General features: G+C 62.7%; 21 protein-coding genes. 16 read left to right on the top strand and 5 right to left on the bottom strand.

The annotated features are described in order from the left end of the window. The first annotated feature begins 45 nt into the window (after positions 1–45). Complete coding sequence (locus V3W40_RS09195) at positions 46–666, top strand: NADPH-dependent F420 reductase (protein WP_330214895.1); 621 nt, start codon at positions 46–48, stop codon at positions 664–666. A gap of 881 nt (positions 667–1,547) precedes the next feature. Here the strand turns inward: V3W40_RS09195 and V3W40_RS09190 are convergent. Further along, complete coding sequence (locus V3W40_RS09190; protein ID WP_330214894.1) at positions 1,548–2,405, bottom strand: lipopolysaccharide biosynthesis protein; 858 nt, start codon at positions 2,403–2,405, stop codon at positions 1,548–1,550. Positions 2,406–2,570: 165 nt separating this feature from the next. Next, positions 2,571–4,937: an outer membrane protein assembly factor BamA gene (gene bamA / locus V3W40_RS09185; RefSeq protein WP_330214893.1), complete on the bottom strand. Its 2,367-nt coding sequence runs from the start codon at positions 4,935–4,937 to the stop codon at positions 2,571–2,573. Between the two features lie 196 nt (positions 4,938–5,133). Between bamA and V3W40_RS09180 the strand changes: the two genes are divergently transcribed. The 13 genes from V3W40_RS09180 to fecE all read left to right on the top strand — a co-directional run bounded on the left by V3W40_RS09180 (position 5,134) and on the right by fecE (position 19,101). Continuing rightward, positions 5,134–5,817, top strand: a complete 684-nt coding sequence (locus tag V3W40_RS09180) for a response regulator transcription factor (protein ID WP_065927273.1) — start codon at positions 5,134–5,136, stop codon at positions 5,815–5,817. Further along, positions 5,814–7,097, top strand: coding sequence for a HAMP domain-containing sensor histidine kinase (locus tag V3W40_RS09175; protein WP_330214892.1), 1,284 nt, complete (start codon positions 5,814–5,816; stop codon positions 7,095–7,097). The genes V3W40_RS09180 and V3W40_RS09175 overlap by 4 nt, the downstream gene beginning before the upstream one ends. Before the next feature lie 57 nt (positions 7,098–7,154). Continuing rightward, positions 7,155–7,592 carry a hypothetical protein gene (locus V3W40_RS09170; RefSeq protein WP_065927275.1) on the top strand — a complete coding sequence of 146 codons (438 nt, stop codon included), beginning with the start codon at positions 7,155–7,157 and terminating at the stop codon, positions 7,590–7,592. Positions 7,593–7,848: 256 nt separating this feature from the next. Then, complete coding sequence (locus V3W40_RS09165) at positions 7,849–8,517, top strand: GntR family transcriptional regulator (protein WP_065927276.1); 669 nt, start codon at positions 7,849–7,851, stop codon at positions 8,515–8,517. A 64-nt stretch (positions 8,518–8,581) separates the two neighbouring features. Further along, positions 8,582–9,388: an ABC transporter substrate-binding protein gene (locus V3W40_RS09160; protein WP_330214891.1), complete on the top strand. Its 807-nt coding sequence runs from the start codon at positions 8,582–8,584 to the stop codon at positions 9,386–9,388. Between the two features lie 12 nt (positions 9,389–9,400). Further along, a complete protein-coding gene (locus V3W40_RS09155; protein WP_027607402.1) occupies positions 9,401–10,177 on the top strand; it encodes an amino acid ABC transporter permease in 777 nt (258 codons plus the stop codon). Positions 10,178–10,179: 2 nt separating this feature from the next. Further along, on the top strand, positions 10,180–10,959 hold the full coding sequence (locus V3W40_RS09150; RefSeq protein WP_053129053.1) for an amino acid ABC transporter ATP-binding protein: 780 nt from the start codon (positions 10,180–10,182) through the stop codon (positions 10,957–10,959). A 22-nt stretch (positions 10,960–10,981) separates the two neighbouring features. Then, positions 10,982–12,592 (top strand): gamma-glutamyltransferase family protein, encoded by a 1,611-nt coding sequence (locus V3W40_RS09145; RefSeq protein WP_065948024.1) that lies wholly within the window; start codon positions 10,982–10,984, stop codon positions 12,590–12,592. 122 nt (positions 12,593–12,714) lie between these two features. After that, complete coding sequence (locus tag V3W40_RS09140) at positions 12,715–15,120, top strand: TonB-dependent receptor (RefSeq protein ID WP_330214890.1); 2,406 nt, start codon at positions 12,715–12,717, stop codon at positions 15,118–15,120. Positions 15,121–15,427: 307 nt separating this feature from the next. Beyond that, a complete protein-coding gene (locus V3W40_RS09135; protein WP_330214889.1) occupies positions 15,428–16,348 on the top strand; it encodes a Fe(3+) dicitrate ABC transporter substrate-binding protein in 921 nt (306 codons plus the stop codon). A gap of 2 nt (positions 16,349–16,350) precedes the next feature. Continuing rightward, on the top strand, positions 16,351–17,340 hold the full coding sequence (gene fecC / locus V3W40_RS09130) for an iron-dicitrate ABC transporter permease FecC (protein WP_223015333.1): 990 nt from the start codon (positions 16,351–16,353) through the stop codon (positions 17,338–17,340). Continuing rightward, positions 17,337–18,305 (top strand): iron chelate uptake ABC transporter family permease subunit, encoded by a 969-nt coding sequence (locus tag V3W40_RS09125; RefSeq protein ID WP_065948028.1) that lies wholly within the window; start codon positions 17,337–17,339, stop codon positions 18,303–18,305. The genes fecC and V3W40_RS09125 overlap by 4 nt, the downstream gene beginning before the upstream one ends. Before the next feature lie 4 nt (positions 18,306–18,309). Further along, positions 18,310–19,101 carry a Fe(3+) dicitrate ABC transporter ATP-binding protein FecE gene (gene fecE / locus V3W40_RS09120; RefSeq protein WP_330214888.1) on the top strand — a complete coding sequence of 264 codons (792 nt, stop codon included), beginning with the start codon at positions 18,310–18,312 and terminating at the stop codon, positions 19,099–19,101. Positions 19,102–19,212: 111 nt separating this feature from the next. Here fecE and V3W40_RS09115 read toward each other — a convergent pair whose 3' ends face one another. From V3W40_RS09115 to V3W40_RS09105, 3 genes are read right to left on the bottom strand one after another with little or no spacing between them, the layout of a single operon-like run. Continuing rightward, positions 19,213–20,145, bottom strand: coding sequence for a sulfonate ABC transporter substrate-binding protein (locus V3W40_RS09115; RefSeq protein ID WP_330214887.1), 933 nt, complete (start codon positions 20,143–20,145; stop codon positions 19,213–19,215). Then, a complete protein-coding gene (locus tag V3W40_RS09110) occupies positions 20,142–21,482 on the bottom strand; it encodes an LLM class flavin-dependent oxidoreductase (protein ID WP_178084565.1) in 1,341 nt (446 codons plus the stop codon). Before V3W40_RS09110 ends, V3W40_RS09115 begins: the two co-directional genes overlap by 4 nt. Then, positions 21,475–23,658 (bottom strand): TonB-dependent receptor, encoded by a 2,184-nt coding sequence (locus V3W40_RS09105; RefSeq protein ID WP_074847295.1) that lies wholly within the window; start codon positions 23,656–23,658, stop codon positions 21,475–21,477. The genes V3W40_RS09110 and V3W40_RS09105 overlap by 8 nt, the downstream gene beginning before the upstream one ends. A gap of 209 nt (positions 23,659–23,867) precedes the next feature. Here V3W40_RS09105 and V3W40_RS09100 point away from each other — a divergent pair, with 209 nt between their 5' ends. Beyond that, positions 23,868–24,890, top strand: coding sequence for a LacI family DNA-binding transcriptional regulator (locus V3W40_RS09100; RefSeq protein WP_330214886.1), 1,023 nt, complete (start codon positions 23,868–23,870; stop codon positions 24,888–24,890). A gap of 29 nt (positions 24,891–24,919) precedes the next feature. After that, positions 24,920–25,534: a TetR/AcrR family transcriptional regulator gene (locus tag V3W40_RS09095; RefSeq protein WP_065940319.1), complete on the top strand. Its 615-nt coding sequence runs from the start codon at positions 24,920–24,922 to the stop codon at positions 25,532–25,534. Positions 25,535–25,918 lie beyond the last annotated feature (384 nt).

Here is a 25,918-nt window from a genome sequence, read left to right as displayed (position 1 = left end):
TCCAGAAACGCTGGAAAACCACCCGATTTCAAACGGAGACTGCACATGAGCACTATCAGCATCATCGGTTCGGGAGGCATGGCCGCGGCTGTCGGCGGCCGTATCGCCAAGGCCGGATACACCGTCGAGGTGGTCAGCCGCGATCCCGCCAAGGCACTGGCGCTTGCCGACACGCTCGCATCCGGAGCGATCACGGGAACTTACGGCGCCACCCCGGCGGGCGAGATCGTCATTCTCGCCGTACCGTACACCCATGCGCTGGCAGTACTGGCCGACTTTGGGAAAGCGCTCGGCGGTAAGGTGATCATCGATATCACCAATCCGGTCGCTTCCGATCTCTCGGGCCTCGTCACCCCTCACGGCAGTTCCGGCGCGCAGGAGATCGCCAAGGTCGTCCCGACCAGCGCGCATGTCGTCAAGGCGTTCAATACCCTCTTCGGCCACGTACTTGCCAAGGATAAACGCCTCGACGCGTTCATCGCGGCGGACGATGCGCACGCCAAGGCGCGCGTCTCGACCTTCCTCGAGAGTCTCGGGCTGCGTCCGTTGGATGTCGGAAACCTGCAGATGGCCCAGTCGCTCGAGTGGCTCGGTCTGATGATGATCGGCCTGGCTAAAAACGGCGCCGGCACCTGGGACATCGCCATGAATGTCGATATCGGCTGAATCACCGACACCACATCCTCACCAGCAGGCCAACAATGTGTCCGGTTAGATCGGACACACATCCCCAGCACAGCAGAATGAATGACTAGGGGAGAGCTAGCCAGCTCTCCCCCCCGACATGTCGATCTCGAACACAAGCTCGTCAGCAAGTTTTTGAATACTTGAGCTATCTGCCAGCTTGGCGAGGTTGATACCCGTTGTGCAAAACATTGAGTCATGTTCGAGCTGTCTGACGAAAACGGTCGCCGTCCAGCCATTGATCAGAATGCAATCCACTTGGTGACCGGGCAGGTTCTGTTGTAGACCCTCAGTCAACGATATCTTCTTCCAACTGTGCATGATGAGGTACTGACGTGGTGGTTATGCAGGATTGACATGCCTCGATTGAAAAAGTGCCAACGGGCCATGATCCTGGATGTCAGCGTTTAGGCTGGGCGCCATCGTTCTGGCTCAATTCCGTCAGTGCCCAACGGTAAGTCTTGAACCAGCCGAATAGGGTCCATCCAGCGAGGAGATTTGCCATCAGCAGGACGCGGGGAGGGCTAGGGCGTAAATGAAATAACTGATGACGCAGGTAGGGATGAGTATTGCCAGGCCAAATACCCTCATCGACCGCTCCCAGATAGGCCGCTTTCTCGAGAGCAGTGATATCACAGGGCCTTATGCTTGGATAGGGACCAGGTTGCAGCGGCAGGCAGATGCAAGAAGCCCGGCACTGACCTGGTTTCACACGGTTAAATCCCAGGCAAAGAAAAGCCCGCGATGGGGAGTGCGGGCTTAAAGGGATGTTCACCAGGAGCTGGGTTAACCCTAGACGCTCGACTGTGAAAGGTATGTGAAAGGGCAGCAGTCGCTAAGGGCTCGCGTCAACCCTTCTTGCTTCATGACCTTTGGAGCATCGCTTCCACTTCCGCAACGGTTACACGCGCAATGACGCTGTCCGGGATCTTCGAAATATCGGATAAGTTGTAAACCATGAAGTCATCCCCCATGACCTTTTTGGACATCAACTCGAACGACGGCAGTATGCGGGTGTAATAGTGTTGGTCGAGCCCGCAGGGGGAGTTTGTGGAGTTTTTCGTTTCGTAAAACCTCCCCGACTTTTCGTCCAGGTCGACGCCCACCAGGAAAACCTTGGAGAACCCGACGTGGAATGCCAGCTGGATGGCCAGGTAGGCCACGGTTCGGGCATCAAAAAAGCCCTGGCTCATGTCCTTGCTGAACCCGATGGACCGTTTCCGAAAGGCGATCAAGGAGTGATCAGTAACCAGCTCTTTTGATCTTCCGAGCGCCACATCGATCCACGACGGTTTTGGAGCCTTGGACAGCGGGTAGAGCTGCCCGGTTGGACGAGCATGGGAGGATTGCGCGTGGTCTTCCCATAGCGCGACCCTTTGGCTGACAGCCATGGCGTAATTGAATAAATCCGGCTGCTGGTTGGAAAAGCTTCTGTCCGTGCAAGCGTAAAAACTCGGCTTGATATCGGTGTTCATAAACATCGAAATGGCGCCATTCATGGTGATCATGGGCACGTGCGCAAACTTTTCGAGGGGGAATGATTTGGCTGACAGGCCGGAAGCGATAATAAAAACCGCGCCTGATTCGACATTCCGACAGGCAGCAAAATCGTGCAGGTGCAGCGGGCTTGCGCTTGAACGCCATGGCGCTGACACGGGTGCAAACAAAGCCAGCTTTTTGTCGGCAACAGGCTTGGCCTCGACGAAGGGCATCTGTTTCATCCGATCTATCCGCGTAGTGAAAGGAAAATCCACACATCAGCCGACCAAGGCTTGACAGCAGAGTTCCCTTATAAAAAACAATACATAAACGCGGCTTCGCCAGACGTCCGGTATTTGTGTAGGGCCTTTCCCAGAAGGGGGAAACGCATCAACACGCCGCAACCTTTAAAACGTCTGCCCCATGGAGAACTGAAACACCTGCTTGTCCGCGTTCTCCGGCGTGCGAATCGGGTATGCCAAATTCACACTCAGCGGCCCCAGCGGGCTGTACCACGTCACCCCAACCCCCACCGAACTGGCCATCTGGCCCAGGTCCACGCTGCCGCAGCCTTGGGTGGTACTGAGGTAGCACTTGTCCGAATACACCGTGCCCACGTCCCAGAACAACGAGGTTCGCACGGATTTGTTGTCTTTGATGAACGGCACCGGGAATAAGTACTCCGCGCCGCCGGTTATCAGGATATTGCCGCCCAGCGACTCGGTGTCCCGGTCCGAGTAGTACGCCTGCCCGGCACTGGCGTAGGCACCGGTTGCCGGGGTGTTGCGCGGGCCGAGGGTGCCGCTTTCAAAGCCGCGCACCGTGCCTTCGCCGCCGGCGGTGTAGGTTTCATAGAAGGGCAGCCCGTCCGTGGAGCCGTAGCCGCTGCCGTAGCCGAGCTTGGTGTGAAAGCGCAGTGATGTGTTGTTGCTGACAGGCAGGAACGTCTGCCCCGTGTAGTCGATTTTGTAGAAACTCAGGTCGCTGCCGGGCACCGTCACCATCAGGTTGAGGTTTTGCGAATGCCCGCGAGTCGCCAGCACGCCTTTGTTCAAGGTCGATTCCGACCAGCCAAGGTTGGCCTTGAAGTTGGTGAATTCCTTGCCTTCGCGCTGGATAAAGTCGTAGATCTCGTCGGCGCTGTAGGTGCCCGGTTCGATACTGTCGTGTTGCGCCGTCAGGCCAAAGCTCAAACGCGAGGTTTCATTGATCGGGTAACCGAGGGTGGCGCCCAGGCCAAAACTATTGATGGCGTAATAGGACACCCCGTCATCGTAGTACTTGTTGTAGTCGGTCTTGCTGTAGAACGCGTTGTAACCCAGGCTCACCCCGTCGGTGGTGAAGTAGGGATCGGTGAAACCGATGTTGTACTTGCTCTGGTAGGACGAGCGGGTCAGCCCCAGGCTGGCGTAGTTGCCGGTGCCGAGGAAGTTGTTCTGGGTGATCGAGCCGCCGAGGATCAGGCCCGAACTCTGGGCAAAGCCGACACTGGCGGTAATCGAACCGGACGCCTGTTCTTCCACGGCGTAGTTCACATCCAACTGGTCATCGAGGCCGGCCACCGCAGGCGTCTCGACGTTCACGTCCTTGAAGAACCCCAGGCGCTCCAGGCGCACCTTGGACTGGTCGATCAGATAGGTTGACGCCCAGCCACCTTCCATCTGGCGCATTTCCCGCCGCAGCACCTTGTCGTCGGTCTTGGTATTGCCACGGAAGTTGATACGGTTGACGTAGGCCCGCTTACCTGGGTCGACGGAGAACGTGACGTCAACCGTGTGGTCTTCATCGTGGGCCTGCGGCACGCCGTTGACGTTGGCGAACGTGTAGCCTTCGTTGCCCAGGCGACGGGTAATCAGCTCCGAGGTGGTGGTCATCAGTTTGCGTGAGAACACCTGGCCCTTCTGCACCAGCAGCAAGGACTGGACCTGGTCCTGCGGGACTTTCAGCTCACCACTGAGCTTCACCTCGCGTACCGTGTATTTCTGGCCTTCGTGGATGTTCACGGTGATGTAGACGTGCTTTTTGTCCGGGGTCATCGAGACCTGGGTCGAGGTGATATCCATGTTGATATAGCCACGGTCCAGGTAATAGGAGCGCAAGCGTTCAAGGTCGCCCGACAGCTTCTCCCGTGCGTATTTGTCGTCGTTCTTGAAAAACGACAGCCAGTTGCTGGTCTTGAGGGTGAACTGGTCGATCAGGGCGTCGTCGGCGAACACCGTGTTGCCCACCACGTTGATGTGCTGGATCGACGCCACTTCACCTTCGTCGATCTTGATTTTCAAGCCCACGCGGTTACGCGGCTGAGCCACCACCTGCGCGTCGACCGACGCCGAGTACCGGCCCTGGGCAACGTACTGGCGCTGCAACTCGTTGCGTATCCCTTCCAGGGTGGCGCGCTGGAAAATCTCGCCCTCGGCAAGGCCCGATTGCTTCATGCCTTTCATCAGGTCATCGGTGGCAATCGCCTTGTTGCCCTCGAATTCGATACTGGCAACCGAAGGACGCTCGACTACATTGATGATCAACACATCGCCTTCGCGGCTCAGTTGGATGTCCTGGAAGTAACCGGTCTTGAACAGCGCGCGGGTCGAGTCCACCAGGCGCCGGTCATCCGCTTCGTCGCCGACGTTCAGGGGTAATGCCCCGAACACGCTGCCCGCAGAGACCCGTTGCAGGCCGTTGATTCGAATATCCGAGATTTTGAAGCCTTGGGCGAGTGCCAGTGAGGCATTGAGCAGCAGCGCAACCGAGCAGAGCAGGCGCGAAAAATTCATCAAGATCTTTTCCAGAACACATCGACAAGCAGCGCCGGCACGCATGGACAACTCGCCGCGCGGCCGGACTGGTGAACATCCAGCATACGAGCGAGGGGCGTTTGGTGCGGTTAACCGAATGTCAAGTTAGGTAAAGTTTGGTCTGGGATGCCAATGCCGGGTCGATAATGCGCAACCCCCCACTGACGAGCCCGAGATGATCCGCGTACTGTTGGTCGACGACGACCAGGAACTGACTGACATGCTGAGCCAATACCTCGCGCGCGAAGGCTTTGAGGCCACGGCCGTGCACACGGGGGAGGAGGGCGAGGAGGAGGCGCTGTCGGGGCGCTACAGCATTGTGGTGCTGGACGTCATGCTGCCCCAGCGCTCGGGCATCGAGGTACTCCGGCGCATCCGCGTCGTCAGCCAGGTACCCGTAGTGCTGCTCACCGCCCGTGGCGACAACATCGACCGCATCACCGGCCTGGAACTCGGCGCCGATGATTACGTGCCCAAGCCCAGCTCCCCCGGCGAACTGGTCGCGCGCCTGCGCGCCATCATGCGCAGGGTGCAGCCGGTGGGCCAGCCGACCACCGAAGTGATCACGACCGGCGCGCTGGTGTTGTGGCCCGGCAGGCGCCAGGCCCTGTGGAACGGCCTCGAGCTGGGCGTGACCAGCACCGAGTTCAGCCTGCTGGAAGAGCTGGCCCGCAGTGCCGGCCAGGTAGTGAGTAAAAAGGATCTGTCACTCAATGCCCTCGGTTGCCCGCTGACCCGCTACGACCGGCGCATCGACGTGCATATCAGCAGCATCCGGCAAAAACTCGGGCCGCGCCCGGACGCCAAGGCCTGGATCCAGAGCGTACGCGGCCTCGGCTATTTGTTGATTGCCGAATGACCAAGCCCAGCCTGCTGTTCTGGAAACTGTTCCTGGCCTTCTGGTTGGCGACCACCTTGACCTTCCTGGTGGGCGTCGGCGTGCTTGAACTGGGCCGTTTCCAGCCGAATGACCCGCATGTGGAAGCCATGCTGGCGGCCGAAGACAAGCTGCTGCAAACGTTCGGTGTCGAGGCGGGCGGCCAGCTCCTGGCGGTGTGGGAGCGCCCGGCGGACGAGGCCATCGGCGTCTACAACAGTGCCGGTCAATTGCTGGTAGGTGGGCCCGTGACGCAGCCGGTCTATGAGCGAGCGGTCGTCAGCAAGGAAGGCCTGACGCTGTCGATCAGGTCGACCCACGCGCCCGGTAACCCGCCGGGCCGGCCCTGGCACCAGATTCCGCTGATCATCGGCACGTTGATGAGTGCGCTGTTCAGCGGCTACATGGCCTATTACCTGGCCTGGCCCCTGGCGTACCTGAAGCGCGCCATGAGCGACGCGGCCCAGGGACGCTTCGAAACCCGGGTCAAGCCGGCCATGGGCAAGCGTCGCGACGAGATCGTCGACCTGGCGGAAGACTGCGACCGCATGGCCAACCAGTTGAAGGTGCTGGTGGAGGCCCAGCAACAGCTGCTGCACGACATCTCCCATGAACTGCGCTCCCCGCTGACGCGCATGCAGGCGGCCATCGGCCTGTTGCGCCAGGACGCCGCCCGCCTGGAAATGCTCGAACGCATCGAGCGCGAATCCGAGCGCATGGACACCCTGATCGAGGCGTTGCTGACCCTGGCGCGCCTGCAAGGCCGTCCGGAAAGTATCGAGCGCGAGCCCGTGGATATTGTCGAATTGCTGGCGATGATCGTTGAAGATGCGCAGTTTGAGGCCGGCATCAAAGGCTGTCGCGTGCACCTGCAGGTGTGCCCGCCGTTTATCGCCTGCGTCAGCGGTGAGTTGTTGTACCGCTGCTTCGAGAACGTGATTCGCAATGCCGTGCGCTACACCCGGCCGGACACCACCGTGTGCGTGTCGGCGCAGGTCAACCACGATGCGAACCGCCTCACGGTACAGATCACCGACCAAGGGCCGGGCGTCGACGATGACCGGCTGCACAGCATTTTCCAGCCGTTCGAGCGTGGGGTGGGCGATGCCAGCGTGGGGTTTGGCCTGGGGCTGGCCATTGCTGCGAGGGCCGTCCAGATGCACGGCGGCCACATCCTCGCGCGCAACGAGCCAGGCGGTGGGCTGACAGTGGAGATCACCCTGCACAGCGTGCGATCTTTACACGACATTACATTGGCTTGACCGCCCTGTACGTCGCGCCTGATTAGACTTGTCGCCATTGATTGAGTGGAGGTGGCGATGTTTCAGGTGCATAAAAAGGGCTTTGTGCCCGGCAGGAAAATGGTCGACGGCCTGGTCCCTTACGACTTCTTTTGCGAAGACAGCCCGGCGATCAATCTGTTTGTGTTTACCGGCGCCGCTACGCCGGGCGCCACCGTCGAAGAACAGACCCTATGGGGCTTCACGCGGTTGGAACGTTTCGAGGCGATGAGCCACGCGCTGGTGAGCAACCAGCGGCACGCCGGCTGGTTTCAAAGCGTCAATGTGCTCACCGGACCCAACCAGAACGGCACGCAAAGCGTGAAGTTCCAGCGCGTGCTGAAAATCATCAAGCACGCCAGTCCGGCCCGCAAGGCCGACTACGAGATCCTCACCGACGAAGGCGACACCTATTTCACCCGCCGGGCGGTCGGCGAAAACAGCGCGCAAACCGTCATCTATTCGGTCGAGCCATAACGCCAGCGGTGGGCTGGATTCGCCTCAAGCAAAAAGCATCTCGCCCACGGTCCGCTTGTTACTTCCGCCCACCAATGGGGCGTCTTCTGCGCCATTGGGTAGCAAAATCCCACGCGACTTTTCAACGCCAGCCCCAGCTTTTTCCCTTCTATCCGACCTGAATCAATCACTTGGCTCCTGTCCCAAGCCGTTGGCACGCATCCTGCTTTTTTGTATTTGTGGATAATTGGATACAAAAATTCAAAAGGTGCTGCCGATGCAATTCGCTCCCGCTTACGTTGACCGCCAGCCCCTCACCGCCGAGGAGGAGGCCTACAACTTTCTGCTCGATGCCATTTGCGGCGGCCGCTACCGCAAGGGTGACCGGCTGATCGCCGAAGACATCGCCAGCGAGATCGGCATGAGCCGCATGCCGGTGCGCGAGGCCTTTCGCCGCCTGGACGCCCAGGGCCTGGTGACCCTGCGGCCCAACCGTGGCGCAGTCGTCAGCGGTTTGGATATTGATGAACTGCACGAAGTGTTTGAGATGCGCAGCGCCCTTGAAGGCCTGGCGGTACGCGTTGCCGTCGGGCGTATCGGCGAGCGTCAACTGGCGGCCCTGGAGCGCATGCTCGATGAGATGGACGACTACCGTGACGAAGGCGCCGCGTGGGTCAGTCGGCACCGCGCGTTCCATGAATACCTGTGCAGCCTCAGCGGCCGCCCGCGCCTGATGAAGCAGATTTCGGCGCTGTACTCGCTGGTCGAGGCACCTATGCGCTTGTGGCTGCAGCACGGCGAAAAACCCCTCAGCGCCCGCCAGGAACACGCAGTGATCCTTGATGCGATCCGCGCCGGCGATGCCGCCCGCGCCGAAGCCGTGGTGCGCGAACACATCGAAGGCACCGTGCCGGCACTGATCCAGTTCCTGCAAACCGAACAATAAGAAACACCCGCTGTGTTTTGACTTTAGTCCTGCCCCGTTATTCAACGAACTGGAGTGTCTGGTCATGCATAAATGCCGCGCCTTGCTGGTGGCTGTCTCCTTCGGTCTCTGCGCACAGGGGGCCTTTGCTGCGCCTCAAGTGCCGGATCGTCTGCAAAAAGTCGACAAACTTGTCTATTGCTCGGGGATGGATTCCCCGCCCCTGGTGTCCTTCGACGAAGCCCAGAAACCGCGCGGGCTCACCGTTGACCTGGGCCTGGAAATCGCCAGGCGCCTGGGCGGCAAGCAAGTGCAATGGCGGGTGATTCCGTTCTCTGGGCTGGTGCCGGCGTTGCTCGCCCAGCAGTGCGACATGATCGTCGACCAGTTGTTCGACAAACCCGAGCGGCGCCAGGTGATCGACATCGTCAACTACATGTATTCCAGCCAGTCGGTGGTGGTGCCCAAGGGCAACCCCAAGGGCATCAAGGCGCTGGATGACCTGTCCGCGCACAAGGTCGCGGTGCTCAACGGCTCCACCATCAAGACCCTGCTCGATGCCCACAATGAAAGCCTCGCCAAGGCCGGCAAGCCCCCGATGAAACTGGTGGTCTACAACACCGACACCGATGCCTTCCAGGCCCTGCGTATCAGCCAGGTCGACGCCTACGGCACCACCGTGGAAACCGCCGGTTACTACGCAGCAATGGCCCCGGACCTATTCCAGGAAGGCGTGCCGGCGTTCAGCCGCATCCTCACCGGCCTGGGCATACGCAAGGACGACCCGCAACTGACCGCCGCCGTGCAACAGGTGATCAGCGATATGCGCAGCGATGGCAGCTATGTGCAGTTGCTGGACAAATGGCATGTCAGCAGCGACACACTCGACTGAGGCGTACCTGCGATGAATTTCAATTGGGATGTGTTCTGGCAGTACCTGCTGCAGCCCAGCGGGGTCTACCTCACGGGGCTGTGGCTGACGTGCCTGATCAGTGTGCTGGCGATGCTGTTGGGCTGCGCGCTGGGGCTGGCGGCGGCGTTGTTGCGCTTGTCGAAGAACCCGCTGTTGCATCTGCCGGTGCGTTTTTACGTGTGGCTGATGCGCGGCACGCCGCTGCTGGTACAGATCGTGTTTCTGTACACGGCACTGGCGGCGGGCGGGATTTTCCGCTTCGAAGATATTGAACTGTTCGGCCTGATCGTCCCCGGCAATATCCAGGCGGCGATCATTGCCCTGGGCCTCAACGAAGGTGCCTATATGGCCGAGATCATCCGTGCCGGCATCGGCGCGGTGGACAAGGGCCAATATGAAGCCGGGCGCTCCCTGGGCATGGGCTTCGCCAAGTTGATGCGGCGCATCGTGCTGCCCCAGGCGTTCCGAGTGATCGTGCCGCCGCTGGGCAATGAGTTCAACGTGATGCTCAAGAACACCACCCTGGTCAGCGTGATTGGTGTGCAGGAGCTGCTGCTCAGCACCCAGATGATCACCTCGGCGACCTTCCGCGTGTTTGAGCTGTACCTGGTGGTCGCCCTGTATTTCCTGACGCTGACCACGCTCTGGGGCTTTTTCCAGCGCTGGCTCGAAGCCCGTTTCAGCCAGTCCGACCGGCCTTCCGCGCCACCACCGGCAGCCAGCCGCATGTTCGGGCGCAGCACCCTGAAACTGCTGAGGGGACGATAACCATGGCGCACCAAAGTGAAGAGCTGATCATTGAGGCACTGGATATTCAGAAGTCGTTCGGCGAGTTGCAGATCCTCAAGGGTATCTCGCTGCAAGTACGGCGCGGCGAAGTGGTGGTGCTGATCGGCGCCTCGGGCTCGGGCAAGACCACCTTTATCCGCTGCATCAACCTGCTGGAAGACATCCAGGGCGGGCGCATCCGCGTCAACGGCCGCGCCATGGGCTATCGCGAGCGCAGCGACGGCAGCCTGGTGCGCGATTCGGAGCGCAACATCGCCCGCCAGCGCCGCGACATTGGCATGGTGTTCCAGCGCTTCAACCTGTTCCCCCATATGACGGCGCTGGAAAACATCATTGAAGCGCCGATCCAGGTCCTCGGCACACCACGTGCCGAAGCGCTGGAACAGGCCCGTGGCCTGCTGGCGCGGGTCGGCCTCGCGGACAAGGCCAGCCATTACCCGTCGATGCTCTCCGGCGGCCAGCAGCAACGGGTCGCCATCGCCCGCGCCCTGGCGATGAAACCCCAGGCCATGCTGTTCGACGAACCCACCAGCGCCCTCGACCCGGAAACCGTCGGCGAAGTGCTGCAGGTGATGAAAGAGCTGGCCGAGGAGGGCATGACCATGGTGGTGGTCACCCATGAAATGGGCTTTGCCCGGGAAGTGGCAGACCGCGTGGTGGTACTCGATCAGGGCGAACTCATCGAACAAGGGCCGCCGGAACAGATCTTCAGCCACCCCAGCCATCCCCGTACCCGGGCGTTTCTCAGCCGTGTGTTATGACTTTTTTTGAAGAGCCTTTGCCATGTTGAAATTTTCTGCCCACGAGTACCCCTATCCGTCGCAGCGCCAGAGCGTATTTGCCCGTCGTGGCATGGTCGCTGCGTCCCAACCCCTGGCCGCCCAGGCTGGTATCGAGATCATGCAAAAGGGCGGCAACGCCATCGACGCGGCCATCGCCACGGCGGCCGCGCTCACGGTGGTGGAGCCCACCGGCTGCGGCCTGGGCGGCGATGCGTTTGCCCTGGTGTGGTGCAAGGGCCAGTTGCACGGCCTGAACGGCAATGGCCACGCGCCGGGCGCCTTGAGTGTCGAGGCGGTCAAGGCTGCCGGGCACGATCGGATGCCGCTGTACGGCTGGACCCCGGTGACCGTGCCCGGCTGCCCATCGGCCTGGGCGGAGCTGTCGCAACGCTTCGGCAAGCTGGCGTTTGACGAGCTGCTGCAACCGGCCATCCGCCTGGCCCGCGAGGGTTTCCCGCTGTCACCGGTGGTTGCCCACCAATGGCAGATCTCCTTGAACGAATTCAGCCCGCACCGCGATGAAGTGCTGCAAGCCTGGTTCGACACGTTCCTCATCGATGGGCGCGCACCTCAAGCGGGCGAGATCTTCCGCAACCCGGCCCAGGCGCGCACCCTGGAAGAACTGGCCGCCAGCCGTTGCGAAAGCCTGTATCGCGGTGCCCTGGCCGCACGCCTGGACGCCCACTCACGGGCCACCGGGGGTTACCTGCGCGCCAGTGATCTCAAGGACTACCGCGCACAGTGGGTGGACCCGATCCACATCAATTATCGCGGTGTCGACGTCTGGGAAATCCCGCCGAGCGGCCAGGGCCTGGTGGCGCTGATGGCGCTGAACATCCTCGAAGGCTTCACCTTCGATCACCGCGACAGCCAACAGACCTGGCACCGCCAGCTCGAGGCCATGAAGCTCGCCTACAGCGACGGCCTGCACTACATCACCGACCCGCTGCACATGCGCGTGGCAGTGGCCGACCTGCTCAGCGACGACTACAGCGCGCGCCGTCGCAGCCAGATCGGCGAGCAGGCACAGGCGCCCAAGCCCGGTGACCCGCACGCCAGCGGCACGGTGTACCTGGCCACGGCGGACGCCGAAGGCAATATGGTCTCGTTCATCCAGAGCAACTACCACGGCTTCGGCTCCGGCGTGGTGTTGCCCGACAGCGGCATTGCGTTGCAGAACCGTGGGCAGGAATTCAGCCTCGACCCGGCCCACGCCAACTGCCTGGCAGCAGGCAAGAAGACCTTCCACACCATCATCCCCGGTTTCCTCACCAAGGACGGCCAGGCCCTTGGCCCGTTCGGCGTGATGGGCGGCTACATGCAGCCCCAGGGTCACGTACAGATGGTGATGAACCTGGTGGACTTCGGCCTCAACCCCCAGGCCGCACTGGATGCGCCGCGCTGGCAATGGCTGGGCGACATGAAGGTCGGCATCGAGCAGGGCGCCTCCCGCGACCTGGCCAATGCCCTGGCCCGGCGTGGTCACCAGGTGCAGATCGCCAGCGACCTCACCGACTACGGCCGTGGGCAGATCATCCTGCGCGACCCGGTCAGCGGCGTGCTGTGCGGCGGTACCGAACCGCGTGCGGATTCCCATATCGCGGTATGGTAGCCAAAGCAGGGCATGGCGCCGCCATTGCCCTGCCATTTTGAAAAAAGTTGGTCGAAGCCTGTCCCCTTTTTTCACCTCGCCTGTCATTCCAGGCAAGTGAACAAAATCGAGAGCTTCTTCCAATGCCCGCAGTCCAACCCTTGCGCTTGCGCCCGTTGCTCAAACTGAGCCTGATGCTGAGCCTCAGCGCCAGCCCCTTGTTCGTCCCCGTCAGCTATGCCGAAGACAGCGCCGCGCGCCGCAGCTACCAGGTGCCGGCCGGCAGCCTGAGTGCGGCGTTGACCCGTTTTGCCGGGCTGTCGGGGGTCAACCTGTCGGTGGACCCGGCGCTGGTCAGCGGGCGCAGCAGCAGCGGTTTATCCGGCGAATACGGCGTGGAAGAGGGCTTTGCCCGCTTGCTGCAAGGCTCCGGCCTGCAGTTGCAGCCCATGGGGGAGCAGGCCTACATGCTGGTGCCGGTGCCGGAGGGCGGCAGCCTGGAGCTGGCGCCCACGTCGATTCTCGGTACTACCGGCCTGTACGACGGCGACACCTACGCCGGTGGCCAGGTGGCGCGGCGTGGCTCGCAAGGCCTGCTGGGCACCCGGGACTTCATGGAAACCCCGTTCAGCATGACCACCTACACCCAGGACGCGGTGAAAAACCAGCAGGCGCGCACCCTCGGCGACCTGATCGCCAGCGACCCGTCGGTACGCGCCACCAACCCGGCCGGTGGGCGTTATGAACAGTTCACCATTCGCGGCTTCAGCCTGTTCAACAGTGATGTGTCGTACAACGGCCTGTACGGCGTGCTGCCGACCTACACCATCGACATGGAAATGGCCGACCGCGTCGACATCTTCAAAGGCCCCACCCAGTTGATCAACGGCATCTCGCCGCGCGGCAGCGTCGGCGGTGGGATCAACGTGGTGCCCAAGCGCGCCACCGACAAGGACATCACCTCGTTCACCGGCACCTGGGCCTCCGACAGCCAGGCCGGGGGCGCGGTGGATGTGGGCCGGCGCTTTGGCGAAGACAATAAGTTCGGCCTGCGCTTCAACGGCGTGAAGCAGTCCGGCGATACCGAATGGGACCACCAGAGCGTCGACCGTGAGATGGCCGTGCTGGGCCTGGATTTTCGTGGCGAGCGCCTGCGCCTTTCCACCGATATCGGCCGCACCGAGCGCGATACCGATGCGCCGCAGGAGCGTGTGCAAGTCGCGGCTGCCGCGCCGGTGCCCAGCGCCAACGATGTGCGCCGCAACTATGCGCAGTCCTGGAGCAAGGCCCGCACCAAGGACACCTTCGGTACGCTGAATGCCGAATATGACCTCAGCGATTCGGTGATGCTCTACGGCGGTGTGGGCGCGCGTAAAAGTAACCATGAGTTCCTGCGCCATGCTGTTTCGGTGACCAATGCGGCCGGTGATTTCACCGTGCAGCCTCGGGACTTCACCCGCGATGAAAACGTCCGTACCGCCACGGCCGGCGTGCGTAACTGGTTCCACACCGGGCCGGTGAGCCATGAGGTCAACCTGGCCGCCAGCTACTTCTATATGGACTTCACCAACGGCGGTGCGCGTTATGCGAACGCATCGAGCAATCTCTACAACCCCGTGCAAACCCCGACGCCGTCGGTGGCCACGCGCCAGGATGCGAAGGTTTATACCGAGAACACGTTCAGTGGCGTGGCCTTGTCCGACACCCTGGGTTTCTTCGATGACCGCCTGTTGCTCACCCTCGGTGCGCGCTGGCAGCGCGTGATCGTGGACGATTGGAGCGACGGCATCAAAGGCAAGACCAACTACGACGAAGAAAAGATCTCGCCTTCGGGTGGCCTGCTGTTCAAAGCCACCGACAAACTGTCGCTGTACGCCAACTACATGGAAGGGTTGAGCCAGGGCAAGATCGCACCGTCCACGTCGCGCAACGAAGACCAGATCTTCCCGCCGTTTATCAGCCGCCAGGTGGAAGTGGGCGCCAAGTACGACGCTGGCGCCTTCGCCGTGACCGCCGCGGTGTTCCGCATCAAGCAACCGGCCTACGAGACCAACGCCACGTCGCGGCTGTTCGGTCCCAATGGCAAACGCCAGAACACCGGTGCGGAGCTGAGCGTGTTCGGCGAACCCCTCAAGGGCGTGCGCCTGCTCGGCGGCGTGATGTACATCGACAGCAAATTGAAGGACACCACCAATGGCGCCTGGGACGGCAACCGCGCGCCGGCCACGCCCAAGTACAACGTCAACCTCGGTGCCGAGTGGGACGTACCGACCCTCGAAGGCCTGACCCTGACCAGCCGGGGCATCCACTCCAGTTCCCAATACCTGGACCAGTCCAACGTCAAGGAAATCGACGCCTGGAACCGTATCGACGTCGGCGCCCGCTACGCCTTCAAGGTCGATGACAAGCACATCACCCTGCGGGCGAATGTGGAGAATGTCGCCGACAAGCGCTACTGGAGTTCGGCCGGCGCGTCGGATGACAGCGAGCCGGGGCTGACCTTGTCGACCCCGCGTACCTATCTGCTGTCTGCCACGGTCGACTTTTAGACGCGGATTAAAAATGTGGGAGGGGGCTTGCCCTAATGCCAGTCAGTTAAGCGTACATCGCCTCCTGTAGGAGCGAGCTTGCTCGCGAAAAACGTCAACGATAACGCGTGCTTCCTGAATGAACGCGGCGCCTGTGAGTTTTTCGCGAGCAAGCTCGCTCCTACAAAAAGCCTTAACTGACTGGCATTAGGGCTTGCCCCCTCCCACAAATGAGAATGTTTTTTGATCACGTCGCCCCGATATGGAATAGTACCCGCCGTTTTCCCCAGCCCGTCCAGTTGGGGTGTTTTAACGCCGAGGTACCTCCATGCGATTGCTGCGCTCCATCCCCACCCTTGCCGCCTGCCTGCTGGCGTTCTCTTCCAGCCTGCTGAGCGCTGCCCCCATCGACCTCAATGACGGCCAGCACGCGGTGCATCTGCCCGATGCGCCCAAGCGTGTGGTGGTGTTGGAGTTCTCTTTTCTCGACAGCCTCGCCGCCGTGGACGTCACCCCCGTCGGCGCCGCCGATGATGGCGACGCCAATCGCGTGCTGCCGCGTGTGCGTCAGGCCATCGGCCAGTGGAAATCCGTGGGCCTGCGCTCGCAACCGAGCATCGAGGAAATCGCGCGGCTCAAGCCGGACCTGATCGTGGCCGACCTCAACCGCCACCAGGCGCTGTACAGCGACTTGGCGAGTATTGCGCCAATCCTGTTGCTGCCGTCGCGCGGTGAGGATTACGAGGGCAGCCTCAAGTCCGCTGAGCTGATCGGCAAGGCCTTGGGCAAAAGCCCGCAGATGGAAGCCCGCATCGCACAAAACCGCGAAAACCTGAAGAAAATCGCCCAGCAGATCCCCGCCGGTGCCAGCGTGTTGTTCGGTGTCGCCCGTGAAGACAGCCTCTCCGTGCACGGCCCGGACTCCTACGCCGGCAGCGTGCTGCAAGCCATCGGCCTGAAAGTGCCGTCGGTGCGCGCCAACGCCGCGCCGACCGAATTCGTTAGCCTCGAACAACTGCTCGCCCTCGATCCGGGTTGGCTGCTGGTCGGCCATTACCGCCGCCCGAGCATCGTCGACAGCTGGAGCAAGCAGCCGCTGTGGCAAGTGTTGGGCGCGGTGCGCAACCAGCAGGTGGCCGAAGTGGACGGTGACAGCTGGGCGCGCAACCGTGGTGTGTTGGCCTCGGAGCAGATCGCCGAGGACGCCCTGGCGATCCTCAAGGGCGGCAAAGCCGTACTGAGCCAATAAGCATGGGCCGTGGTTTGGCCGCAGCCGGCATCGTGGTGCTGGGTGCCGTGTTGTTCTGGCTGTCGTTGTACAGCTGGTCGCCGTTCACTCTCACGGCGGCCGACGCCTGGAATGGGCTGGTGCATCAGGGCAGCGTGGGCGGCAATATGGCCTATATCGTCGCCCAGTTGCGCGTGCCGCGTGCGGTGTGCGCGGCATTGGTGGGCGCCTGCCTGGGCCTGGCCGGGGCGCTGATGCAGGGCATCACCCGCAACCGTCTGGCATCGCCGTCGCTGTTCGGCGTGACGGCAGGTGCGGCGTTGGGGCTCGCGTTGTTTTCCACCGGGTTGGTCGCACCGCCGTTTGCCGGCGCTGCCTTGCTGATGACCTGCCTGGGCGGCGCACTGGCCTGGATCACAGTGTTCAGCCTCGGTGGCGCCTGGTCGCCGGCCACGGCCCAAGGTCGCCTGGTGTTGGCCGGGGTGGCCGTCGCCGCGTTGTGTGCTGCCTTGACCCGGCTCACGGTGATCCTGGTCGAGGCCCAGGCGCAAAGCGTGCTCAATTGGCTGGCCGGTTCCCTGGCCAACGTCGGTGCGGCCCAGGTGCAATTGCTCTGGCCGTGCACCTTGATCGGCGGCCTGTGGGCGCTGTGGTGTGCGCCGCGCTTGAACCTGATCAACCTCGGCGAAGACGCCGCGCGCTCGTTGGGCGTGGGCATTGCCAGCCTGCGTTTGCAGGTGTTCGTCGCCAGCCTGTTGCTGGTGGGGGCGAGTGTCTGCGCGGTCGGGCCCATCGGCTTTGTCGGGTTGATCGCGCCGAATATCCTTCGCCAGTTTCTCGGTAATGACTACCGCTGGCTGATCCCACTCAGTGCCGCCTTGGGCGCAGTGATCGTGCTGGGTGCCGACCTGCTCAGCCGCGCCGTGGCGTTCCCGGTGGAAACCCCGGCCGGGGTGGTCACGGCACTGATTGGTGCACCATTCTTCCTCTTTCTCGCCAGGCGTGCCCTATGACCCAGCCACGATTGCGCCTTTGGCTGCTGCTCGTTTTGTTGCTGCTGGCGACCTTCGTCAGCCTCAGCGCCGGCACCCTGTGGCTCACGCCCGAAACCGTGCTGGAGCGCCTGCTGGCCCATGACGCCCTCGACTTTGAAGTCTGGAACCACCGCCTGCCACGCAGCCTGATCGCGATCCTCGCCGGCTGCGCATTCGGCCTGGCCGGGGCGATTGTGCAGGGCGTGATTCGCAACCCGCTGGCCTCGCCGGAAATCCTCGGTGTCACCCAAGGTGCGGGGCTCGCGCTGACGGTGGCAATCATCAGTTGGCCGCATTTGCCGATTGCCTGGCTGCCCCTGGTGGCCTGCCTGGGCGGCGCCGGTGGTGCGTTGCTGTTGGCGCTGTACAACACCGGTGTGAGTTTTTCCGGCGTGCGTTTTGCGCTGTCCGGGGTGGCGATTGCGGTGACCTTGTCCAGCGTCACCGAGTTTCTGATCCTGTCCCACCCGCTGGACATCAACACCGCCTTGCTCGCGCTCACTGGCAGCCTGTGGAGCCGCAACTGGCACCATGTAGCGCTGGTGCTGCCGTTCCTGGTGTTGATCCCGCTGGGGCTGTGCCTGGCCAAACCGCTTAACCTGATCGCCCTCGGCGATGAGGCGGCCCACAGCCTGGGCACCGCACTGAACCGCACACGCTGGCTGGCGATGGCCTGCGCGGTGCTGCTCACCAGCCTGGGCGTGGGCGTGATCGGGCCGATCGGCTTTATCGGCCTGGTCGCACCGCATATGGCACGGCGCCTGGTCGGTGGGCATCACCAGTACCTGCTGCCGGCGGCGATGCTGATCGGCGCGCTGTTACTGGTGCTGGCCGACACCCTCGGGCGCACGCTGATCGCGCCCAGCGAAATCCCCGCCGGGGTGCTTACGGCGGTGATTGGCGCACCGTATTTTCTTTGGTTGCTGGCACGGTTCAAGGGCTGATGACATGAGTATTCTTCAAGCACGCGCGCTGGATATCGGCTACGGCGCCATACCCATCGTGCAGGGGCTGTCGTTTACGCCGCCGACGGGAAAAGTCACCGCGTTAATCGGCCCCAATGGCTGCGGCAAGTCCACCTTGCTCAAGGCGTTTGCGCGCATCCTCAAGCCCACGCAAGGTGAGCTGAGCCTGGATGGCCAGGCCTACGCCAGCCTGTCCGCCCGCCAACTGGCCCGGCACATTGCATTCCTGCCCCAAGTGCTGCCGGTGCCCGAAGGCGTCAGCGTGCGCCAGTTGGTCGCCTATGGCCGCAGCCCGCACAACTCGCTGTGGGGACGCCTGAGCGGCAATGACCAGGCCCATGTGACCCAGGCGATGCAACGCCTGGAACTCGACAATCTGGCCGACCGCGCCCTGGCGGACCTGTCCGGCGGCCAGCGTCAACGCGCCTGGCTGGCCATGGTCCTGGCACAGAACGCCCCCGTAGTGCTGCTCGACGAACCCACCACCTACCTCGACATCAGCCACCAAGTCGAACTGCTCGACCTGATGGGCGAACTCGCCGCCGAAGGCAAGACCGTGATCACCGTGCTCCACGACATCAACCAGGCCTGCCGCTACGCCGACCACCTGGCGGTGATGCACGCCGGCAAACTGGTGGCCGATGGCGCGCCGGCACAGGTGATCAGTGCCGAGTTGATGCGCCAGGTGTTTGAGGTGCAGGTGCAGATCATGAGCGAACCGGTGGCCGGCACCCCCATGTGCCTGATAGAAAAAAGCACCCGAGCCCAAACCTGACTCGGTCAAAAAATGTGGGAGGGGGCTTGCTCCCGATAGCAGTGGGTCAGTCACCTCATGCATTGACTGACCCACCGCCATCGGGAGCAAGCCCCCTCCCACATTAGGATCTCAGTCGGCTTTGGAACTCCACACGGCCTTCTTCACCTCAATGGCCTTGGGCAACAACCGATTCTGGAAAAACAGATCCGCCGTCGCCTGCTGCGCCTGAATGATCCCTTCATCAATCGGCAAAATCGGCGAAGGCGGGCGGTTGTCCATGTAGCGTGCAACCACGTCGGCGGGCAGGCCCATGAACTCGGTCAGTACTTTCAAACTGTCTTCGCGCTGGCTGCGGGTAAGGGCTTCGGCGGCGGTGAGCTCGTCGAGCAGGTCATGGATAAAGGCCCCATTGTCCCGCGCATACTCGCGCCGCGCGCTGTACACCGGTCCAGAGAGGCCCAAGCCTTCGCCATTGGCCAGCACATGGCTGGGGCTCTGGCTCAAGGCGAGTGACGAGTAGGGTTCCCAGATCGCCCAGGCATCGACGCTGCCTTGTTCGAACGCCGCTCGCGCATCGGCCGGCGGGAGGTACACCGGTTGGATGTCCTTGTAGCTCAGGCCGGCGTTGTTCAGCGCTCGCAGGATCAGGTTGTGGGAGCTGGAACCCTTCTGGAACGCCACTTTCTTGCCCTTGAGGTCCGCCACCGAATGCAGCGGGCTATCGTTGCGCACCAGGATCGTCTCGGCGCTCGGCTTGGGCGGTTCGGCGCCGATGTAGACCAGGTCGGCCCCGGCGGCTTGGGCGAACAGCGGCGGGATGTCGCCGGTGGAACCCACATCCAGTGCCCCCACGTTCAGCGCTTCAAGCATCTGCGGGCCGGCGGGGAACTCGATCCACTTCACCTCCGTCTTCGGGAAACGCTTTTCCAGCAGGTCATGTTGCTTGGCGAGGACCAGCGCGATGGAGCCTTTTTGGTAGCCGATACGCAAGGTGGCGGGGTCGGCGGCCAGGGCGGTTTGCGTCACCGCCAGCAAGGCCAGGAGCAGTGCTGGAAACTTCATGCTTTACCCTCTGTAAATCGATGGGCCGGGCGCGCCAGGCCGAGGTTTTCGCGCAAGGTGGAACCGCTGTATTCAGTGCGAAACAGGCCGCGCCGCTGCAGCTCGGGCACCACCCATTGCGCGACGTCTTCCAACCCACCCGGCAAGTGCGGCACCAGGATATTGAAGCCATCGGCCGCGCCGTTTTCGAACCAGTTCTGCAGCTCATCGGCAATCTGCGCAGGCGTGCCGATCAGGCTGTAATGCCCGCGGCCACCGGCAATTCGCCGACCCAATTGCGCGAGGGTCAGTTGCTCACGGTTGGCCAAGTCGCTCAGCAGTTGCTGACGACTGCGTTGTCCGCTGTCGGTCAACGGCAGCGCCGGCAACGGCCCGTCCAGCGGGTAGCCGGACAGGTCGAAATTGCCCAGCATGCGCCCCAGCAACGCGACGCCCACCTCAGGTTCGACGAGATCCTGGAATGCCTCGAATTTGGCCTGGGCCTCGGCCTCGGTCGCCCCGACCACCACAAACACACCGGGCATGATTTTCAGCGAGTCCGGCCCGCGCCCGTACCGGCTCAAGCGGCCCTTGAGGTCGGCATAAAACGCCTGGGCATTGGCCAGCGAGGTCTGTGCGGTAAACACCACCTCGGCGGTCTGCGCGGCCAGCTCACGGCCGGCTTCGGACGAGCCGGCCTGCACGATCACCGGCTGGCCCTGGGGCGAGCGCGCCACATTCAGCGGGCCCTTGACCCGGAAATGTTCGCCCACATGGTCCAGTACATGCAGTTTCGTCGGGTCGTAATAGTTGCCGCTGGCCTTGTCGCGCACAAAGGCATCGTCTTCCCAGCTGTCCCACAACCCGGTCACCACCTGATGAAACTCCTTGGCGCGGCTGTAGCGTTCGCCATGGCTGAGGTGTTCGTCGCGGCCAAAATTCTGCGCTTCGGCGGCGTTGTCCGAGGTCACCAGGTTCCAGCCCGCGCGCCCGCCGGACAGGTGATCCAGCGAAGCGAACTTGCGCGCCACATGGTAGGGCTCGTTGTAGCTGGTGGTCGCCGTGGCGATCAGGCCGATGTTATCGGTCACCGCACTCAGCGCCGAGAGCAGGGTGAGCGGCTCGAAATGGTCCGAACGCGCCATATGGCTGGCGATCGTGCCGGTGGCGGCGGCGATGCTGTCGGCCACGAACAGCGCATCGAACTTCGCCGCTTCGGCCACCCGCGCCAGGTGTTTGTACTGGGCGAAATCCAGCCCGGCATCCGCCGGCACGTCCGGGTGGCGCCAGGCGGCGACATGGTGCCCGGTGGCCATGAGAAAGGCGCCGAGTTTCAGTTGACGGCTCATGCTAGAAATCCTTGCGCAGTTGCACGCCGAAGTAACGCTCATCGTCACGGGGTACGGCGCGGTAGATGTAGTTGCCGCCGCTGGCCAGCAGCGGTGAGTAGGACTTGTCGGCGAGGTTCTTGGCCAGCAACGCCACGCGCCAGCCATTGCTGTAGTCGGCCAGGGCCACGCTGGCGTTCCAGATGCCGTAGGCGCCTTGCTTGGTGTCGACGTTCTGACTGATGTCGTACTGCACTTCGCTCTGCCAGCTGTAGTCGGTGCCCAGTTCGATGTCCAGGCCGTTATCCAGTGGGATCGTGTAGTCGGCGCGCACGTAGCTTTTCCAGTCCGGGCTGAAGGGCAGTGGCTTGCCGTTCACGTTGCACGTCGCTGCTGCGCCCGCCGGGCAGGCGAACTCATCGATGCGCGCACGGGTGTAGGCCAGGGCGCCGGAGAGCTTGAGTTGCTGGGTGGCCTGCAGGGCGTAATCCAGCTCGACGCCTTCGGTGCTGACGCTGCCGGCGTTGATCAGGCGAGTCACGACCTGGCCGGCGACGGTGTCGAAAAAGTTCGCCTGGTAGTTGTCGTAGTCGCTGTGGAATACCGCCAGGTTGGTGGTCAGGCGGTTGTTCCAGGCGGTGGCCTTGATCCCGGCTTCCCAGGTGTTGGAGGTTTCCGGCTTGAGCGCATCGGTGTCGCGCGGTTGCATATTGAAGAACACGTTGTAGGCCGGGCCCTTGTAGCCGCGCGAGTAGGTCAGGTAGCTGGTGACGCTGTCGCTGATGTCGTACTGCACCCCGAGGCGACCGGACCAGCCGTCTTCGTCCACCGAGCCGGAGCTGGAGGTGGCCGGTTGAATCCCGCTGACCGTGGTGGCCGAGGTGGAGACGCGGCGGTGATCGTATTTCAGCTCATCGTGGGTGTAGCGCAGGCCGGCGATGCCACGAAAGCGCGAGGTGAAGTTCAGCGTGGTCTCGCCGAACACCGCGTAGCTGTCGCTGGTGGTGCTGTAGTCGGCGATGCCACGGTCGGTGCGCGTGGTGGTCGTGAGCGTGCGCTGATAGGTTTCCTCGTCCTTGCCGTGCATGTAGAACAGGCCGCCGACGTATTCCAGGAACTCACCCTTGGGCGAGGCCAGGCGCAGTTCCTGGGAGTATTGGTCGAAGGCCAGCTCGCCCTTGTCGGCGGTGCCGGGGAAGGCGGCGGTCACCGTGCCGAGGCGGTCGCCGTCCTGGTACTGGGTGTTGTCCCAGCCGCGCCAGGCGGTGATCGAGGTCAGGGTGTAGTCGCCGAGGTTCCAGTCCAACTGAGCGGACAAGCCTTTGTTGGTGTCTTCGACATGGCTGCGCGTATCGGTGTTGATGTCGCGGTTGTCGCTGGAGGCGCGCACCGGGCTCAAGGCATTGCTGAAGGCCGGGCTCAGGGACTTGCTGACCACGCCATTCGGCGCGTCGTCGTGGGACTGCATGTAGTCGGCGATCAGGGTCAGTTTCACGTCATCGTTGGGGGTGAATTCCAGCTTGCCGCGGATGCCCTTGTGGTTGTAGCCGTTGACCTCCTGGCCGTTGTGCTGGTTATCGACGTTACCGTCGTAGCTGCCGAACAGCGTGCTGATCGAGCCTTTGAGCACATCCGGCACCAGGCTGCCGCCGATGCCGAAACGGGTGCGGCTTTCGTTGCCGCTGTAGTACGCCTGGTCGATATAGCCATGGGTCTCGGCGCTGGGCGCCTTGCTGGTGATGTTGAGCACGCCGGCCGAGGCGTTCTTGCCGAACAAGGTGCCTTGCGGGCCGCGCAGCACTTCGATGCGCTCCAGGTCCAGCAGGTCGAGGGTGGCCTGGCCGGGGCGCGCGTAGACCACGCCGTCGATCACCGTGGCCACCGTCGGCTCCACGCCAGGAGAGGTGGAAATAGTGCCCACGCCGCGCACGAACAGCGAGGTGTCCTTGTTCGAGGCGCCGGTGCGGAAGTTCAGCGACGGCACTTGCTGGGCGATGCTGGCCACGCCGTTGCGGTTGTCGCGCTCCAGTTGTTCGCCGTCCAGCACCGAGACCGCCACCGGGACTTTTTGCAGGGATTCTTCACGCCGGGTGGCGGTGACCGTCACCGCTTTGAGCGTGGGTTCCTGCTCGTCGGCAGCAAAGGCGCCGGGCACGGGGAGGGCGGTCAGACCGGCGAGAAGGAATAAGTGCGTGTGCCTGTGCATGGTGTGTTCGCTCGAAAAAATGCCCTGAACCGCTGCGGTTCTTACGACCGTCAGCGCCTGTGGAAACTGCCTTGGGCATTCGCTTGAGCGAGTAGCAGACAGTGCGCTTTGTTAGCGCTAACATCGGCATTATTGGTAGCTCGGGTTTAGAGCGTCAAAGACTTAAAAATTATCCCTATATTCTTTTTGGTTGTTAGCAGGATGATCCCGTGAACGAAGACAAACCGCGCAAGCGCCGTGGCGCCGGGCGCGTCACCTTGAACACCGTGGCCCGGCAGGCCGGGGTGTCGGCGATCACCGTGTCGCGCTATTTCAACCAGCCGGAGCAGGTCTCGCCCGAGCGTCGCGAGCGCATTGCCGAGGTGGTGGCCGAGCTGGGTTATGTGCCCAACCTGGTGGCCGGCGGGCTGGCGTCGGCGCGGGGGCGGATCGTGGCGATGGTGATCCCGAACATCTCGGGGCCGATCTTTGCCAACACGATCCAGGGCTTCAGCGACACCCTCAGTCGCCATGGGTATCAGCTGTTGCTGGCGTCCAGTTACTTCAGCGCCGAGCAGGAAGAAAGCGCGGTGCGCGCGTTCCTCGGCTGGTCGCCGGCAGCGCTGGTGCTGACCAGTCGCTTCCACAGTGCAGGCACCGAAAAGATGATCGCCGACACCGATATCCCGGTGGTGGAAACCTGGGACTACGTGCCCGAACGCGCGCCGGTGCAGATCGGTTTTTCCCACTACGCAGTCGGCGTCACGGCCGCGCGCTACCTGTATGGCAAGGGCTATCGGCGAATCGCCTTCGTGCAGAACAGCGCCACGGGCGACTTCAGCGCGCTGGAACGGGGTGATGGGTTTGCCGCAACCCTGATCGAACTGGGTGTACAGCCCCGGGTCTTCGTCCCGGACGCCGACAGCGCGCCCTTCGAAGCCGGCAAGCAGGCGATGCAAGCCCTGATGAACCACGCCACCCCACCTGACGCGATCTTCTTCGCCAATGACAACCTCGCCGCCGGTGGTTTGCTGGCGGGGCAGCGTTCCGGGTTAAAGTGCGCGGTGCTTGGATTCGGTGACTACCCGTTTGCCGAAATGTTGTTGCCCAGCCTGAGTACGATCAAACCGCCGGCCTTGGAGATCGGCGTACTGGCGGCAACCCGCGTGCTGGAAAGCCTCGGCGTGTTGCCGGATGCCGTACAGCGTTTGAACCTGTTGGATTGCCGCTTGATCGAACGGGAAAGCGCCTGAGCTTTTTTACCGCCCACTAGGACCTGCCCATGACCGAACCCGCCCCCAAGACCCGCCGCGCCCCCAAAGGTGAAAAACGCCGCGAAGAGCTGCTGGACGCGGCCCTGCAGGTGTTCTCCCTGGAAGGCTACAGCGGCGCCTCGATGGCCCAGGTGGCGGCGATCGTGGGTATTTCGGTGGCCGGGCTGCTGCATCATTTTCCCAGCAAGATCTCGCTGTTGATGGGGGTGTTGCAGCGTCGCGATGAGGTCAATCAACGGATTGCCGATGAGGTTCGTGCGGAGAAAACCCTCAATGGCTTACTCGGCAGCCTGCGTGCGATCAATCGTTCGAATGCCACGGCACCGGGCGTGGTGCGCGCGTTTACCATCTTGAATGCCGAAAGCCTGCTGGACACCCATCCGGCCTGGGCCTGGTTCCAGGCGCGCTATGCGGCGATTCACCAGCGCATGCAGGGGCAGTTTGCCGACCTGGTCGCAGCGGGGGAGGTGCGCAGCGATGTGGATATCGCCGGGCTGGTGGAAGAAATCCTGGCCATGATGGATGGCCTGCAGATCCAGTGGCTGCGCTTTCCCGAGCAGGTGGACCTGGTGGCGCGGTTTGACAGCTACATCGCGCGGGTCGAGGCAGCCATCAGAACCTGAGTTGAACACAGTCAACATGTGGGAGGGGGCTTGCCCCCGATGGCGGTCTCTGGGCCGGCCATGTGCTGGGGTTGGAATGAGTACATATCCGTTGCTGCGGTAACGGCTACTTAGGGTTCCGCTCTTACAGCGGGTCACTTTTGGAAGAGCGCCAAAAGTAACCAAAAACGCTTCGCCCCACCACTCGGCACCTCGCCCAGGCTCGGTGTGCCCGTAATCCGACAGTGATGTGGGGGGCCGCCGCCACGCGCCATCCATGGCGCGGGGCGGCTAAACCGGCATCCCTGCCGGTTTACCCCCCAAATCACTATCGAATTCCGGCCAGCGTGGTTAACGGGGCGCCTGAGATCAAGATCAAGATCAAAAGCAAGATCAAGATCAAGG

The organism is Pseudomonas sp. AM8, assembly GCF_036346475.1.
GTDB lineage: Bacteria > Pseudomonadota > Gammaproteobacteria > Pseudomonadales > Pseudomonadaceae > Aquipseudomonas > Aquipseudomonas marginalis.
This window is presented reverse-complemented; position numbering and strand designations above follow the sequence as displayed.

Excerpts from the sequence above, each read along its gene's own strand:
- V3W40_RS09095 (WP_065940319.1), top strand. The coding sequence starts at position 24,920 with ATGACCGAACCCGCCCCCAAGACCCGCCGCGCCCCCAAAGGTGAAAAA.
- V3W40_RS09160 (WP_330214891.1), top strand. The coding sequence starts at position 8,582 with ATGCATAAATGCCGCGCCTTGCTGGTGGCTGTCTCCTTCGGTCTCTGC.
- fecC (WP_223015333.1), top strand. The coding sequence starts at position 16,351 with ATGGGCCGTGGTTTGGCCGCAGCCGGCATCGTGGTGCTGGGTGCCGTG.
- V3W40_RS09125 (WP_065948028.1), top strand. The coding sequence starts at position 17,337 with ATGACCCAGCCACGATTGCGCCTTTGGCTGCTGCTCGTTTTGTTGCTG.
- V3W40_RS09175 (WP_330214892.1), top strand. The coding sequence starts at position 5,814 with ATGACCAAGCCCAGCCTGCTGTTCTGGAAACTGTTCCTGGCCTTCTGG.
- V3W40_RS09135 (WP_330214889.1), top strand. The coding sequence starts at position 15,428 with ATGCGATTGCTGCGCTCCATCCCCACCCTTGCCGCCTGCCTGCTGGCG.
- V3W40_RS09150 (WP_053129053.1), top strand. The coding sequence starts at position 10,180 with ATGGCGCACCAAAGTGAAGAGCTGATCATTGAGGCACTGGATATTCAG.
- V3W40_RS09195 (WP_330214895.1), top strand. The coding sequence starts at position 46 with ATGAGCACTATCAGCATCATCGGTTCGGGAGGCATGGCCGCGGCTGTC.
- V3W40_RS09190 (WP_330214894.1), bottom strand. The coding sequence starts at position 2,405 with ATGAAACAGATGCCCTTCGTCGAGGCCAAGCCTGTTGCCGACAAAAAG.
- V3W40_RS09170 (WP_065927275.1), top strand. The coding sequence starts at position 7,155 with ATGTTTCAGGTGCATAAAAAGGGCTTTGTGCCCGGCAGGAAAATGGTC.
- V3W40_RS09145 (WP_065948024.1), top strand. The coding sequence starts at position 10,982 with ATGTTGAAATTTTCTGCCCACGAGTACCCCTATCCGTCGCAGCGCCAG.
- V3W40_RS09165 (WP_065927276.1), top strand. The coding sequence starts at position 7,849 with ATGCAATTCGCTCCCGCTTACGTTGACCGCCAGCCCCTCACCGCCGAG.
- V3W40_RS09180 (WP_065927273.1), top strand. The coding sequence starts at position 5,134 with ATGATCCGCGTACTGTTGGTCGACGACGACCAGGAACTGACTGACATG.
- bamA (WP_330214893.1), bottom strand. The coding sequence starts at position 4,937 with ATGAATTTTTCGCGCCTGCTCTGCTCGGTTGCGCTGCTGCTCAATGCC.
- V3W40_RS09155 (WP_027607402.1), top strand. The coding sequence starts at position 9,401 with ATGAATTTCAATTGGGATGTGTTCTGGCAGTACCTGCTGCAGCCCAGC.
- fecE (WP_330214888.1), top strand. The coding sequence starts at position 18,310 with ATGAGTATTCTTCAAGCACGCGCGCTGGATATCGGCTACGGCGCCATA.
- V3W40_RS09115 (WP_330214887.1), bottom strand. The coding sequence starts at position 20,145 with ATGAAGTTTCCAGCACTGCTCCTGGCCTTGCTGGCGGTGACGCAAACC.
- V3W40_RS09105 (WP_074847295.1), bottom strand. The coding sequence starts at position 23,658 with ATGCACAGGCACACGCACTTATTCCTTCTCGCCGGTCTGACCGCCCTC.
- V3W40_RS09140 (WP_330214890.1), top strand. The coding sequence starts at position 12,715 with ATGCCCGCAGTCCAACCCTTGCGCTTGCGCCCGTTGCTCAAACTGAGC.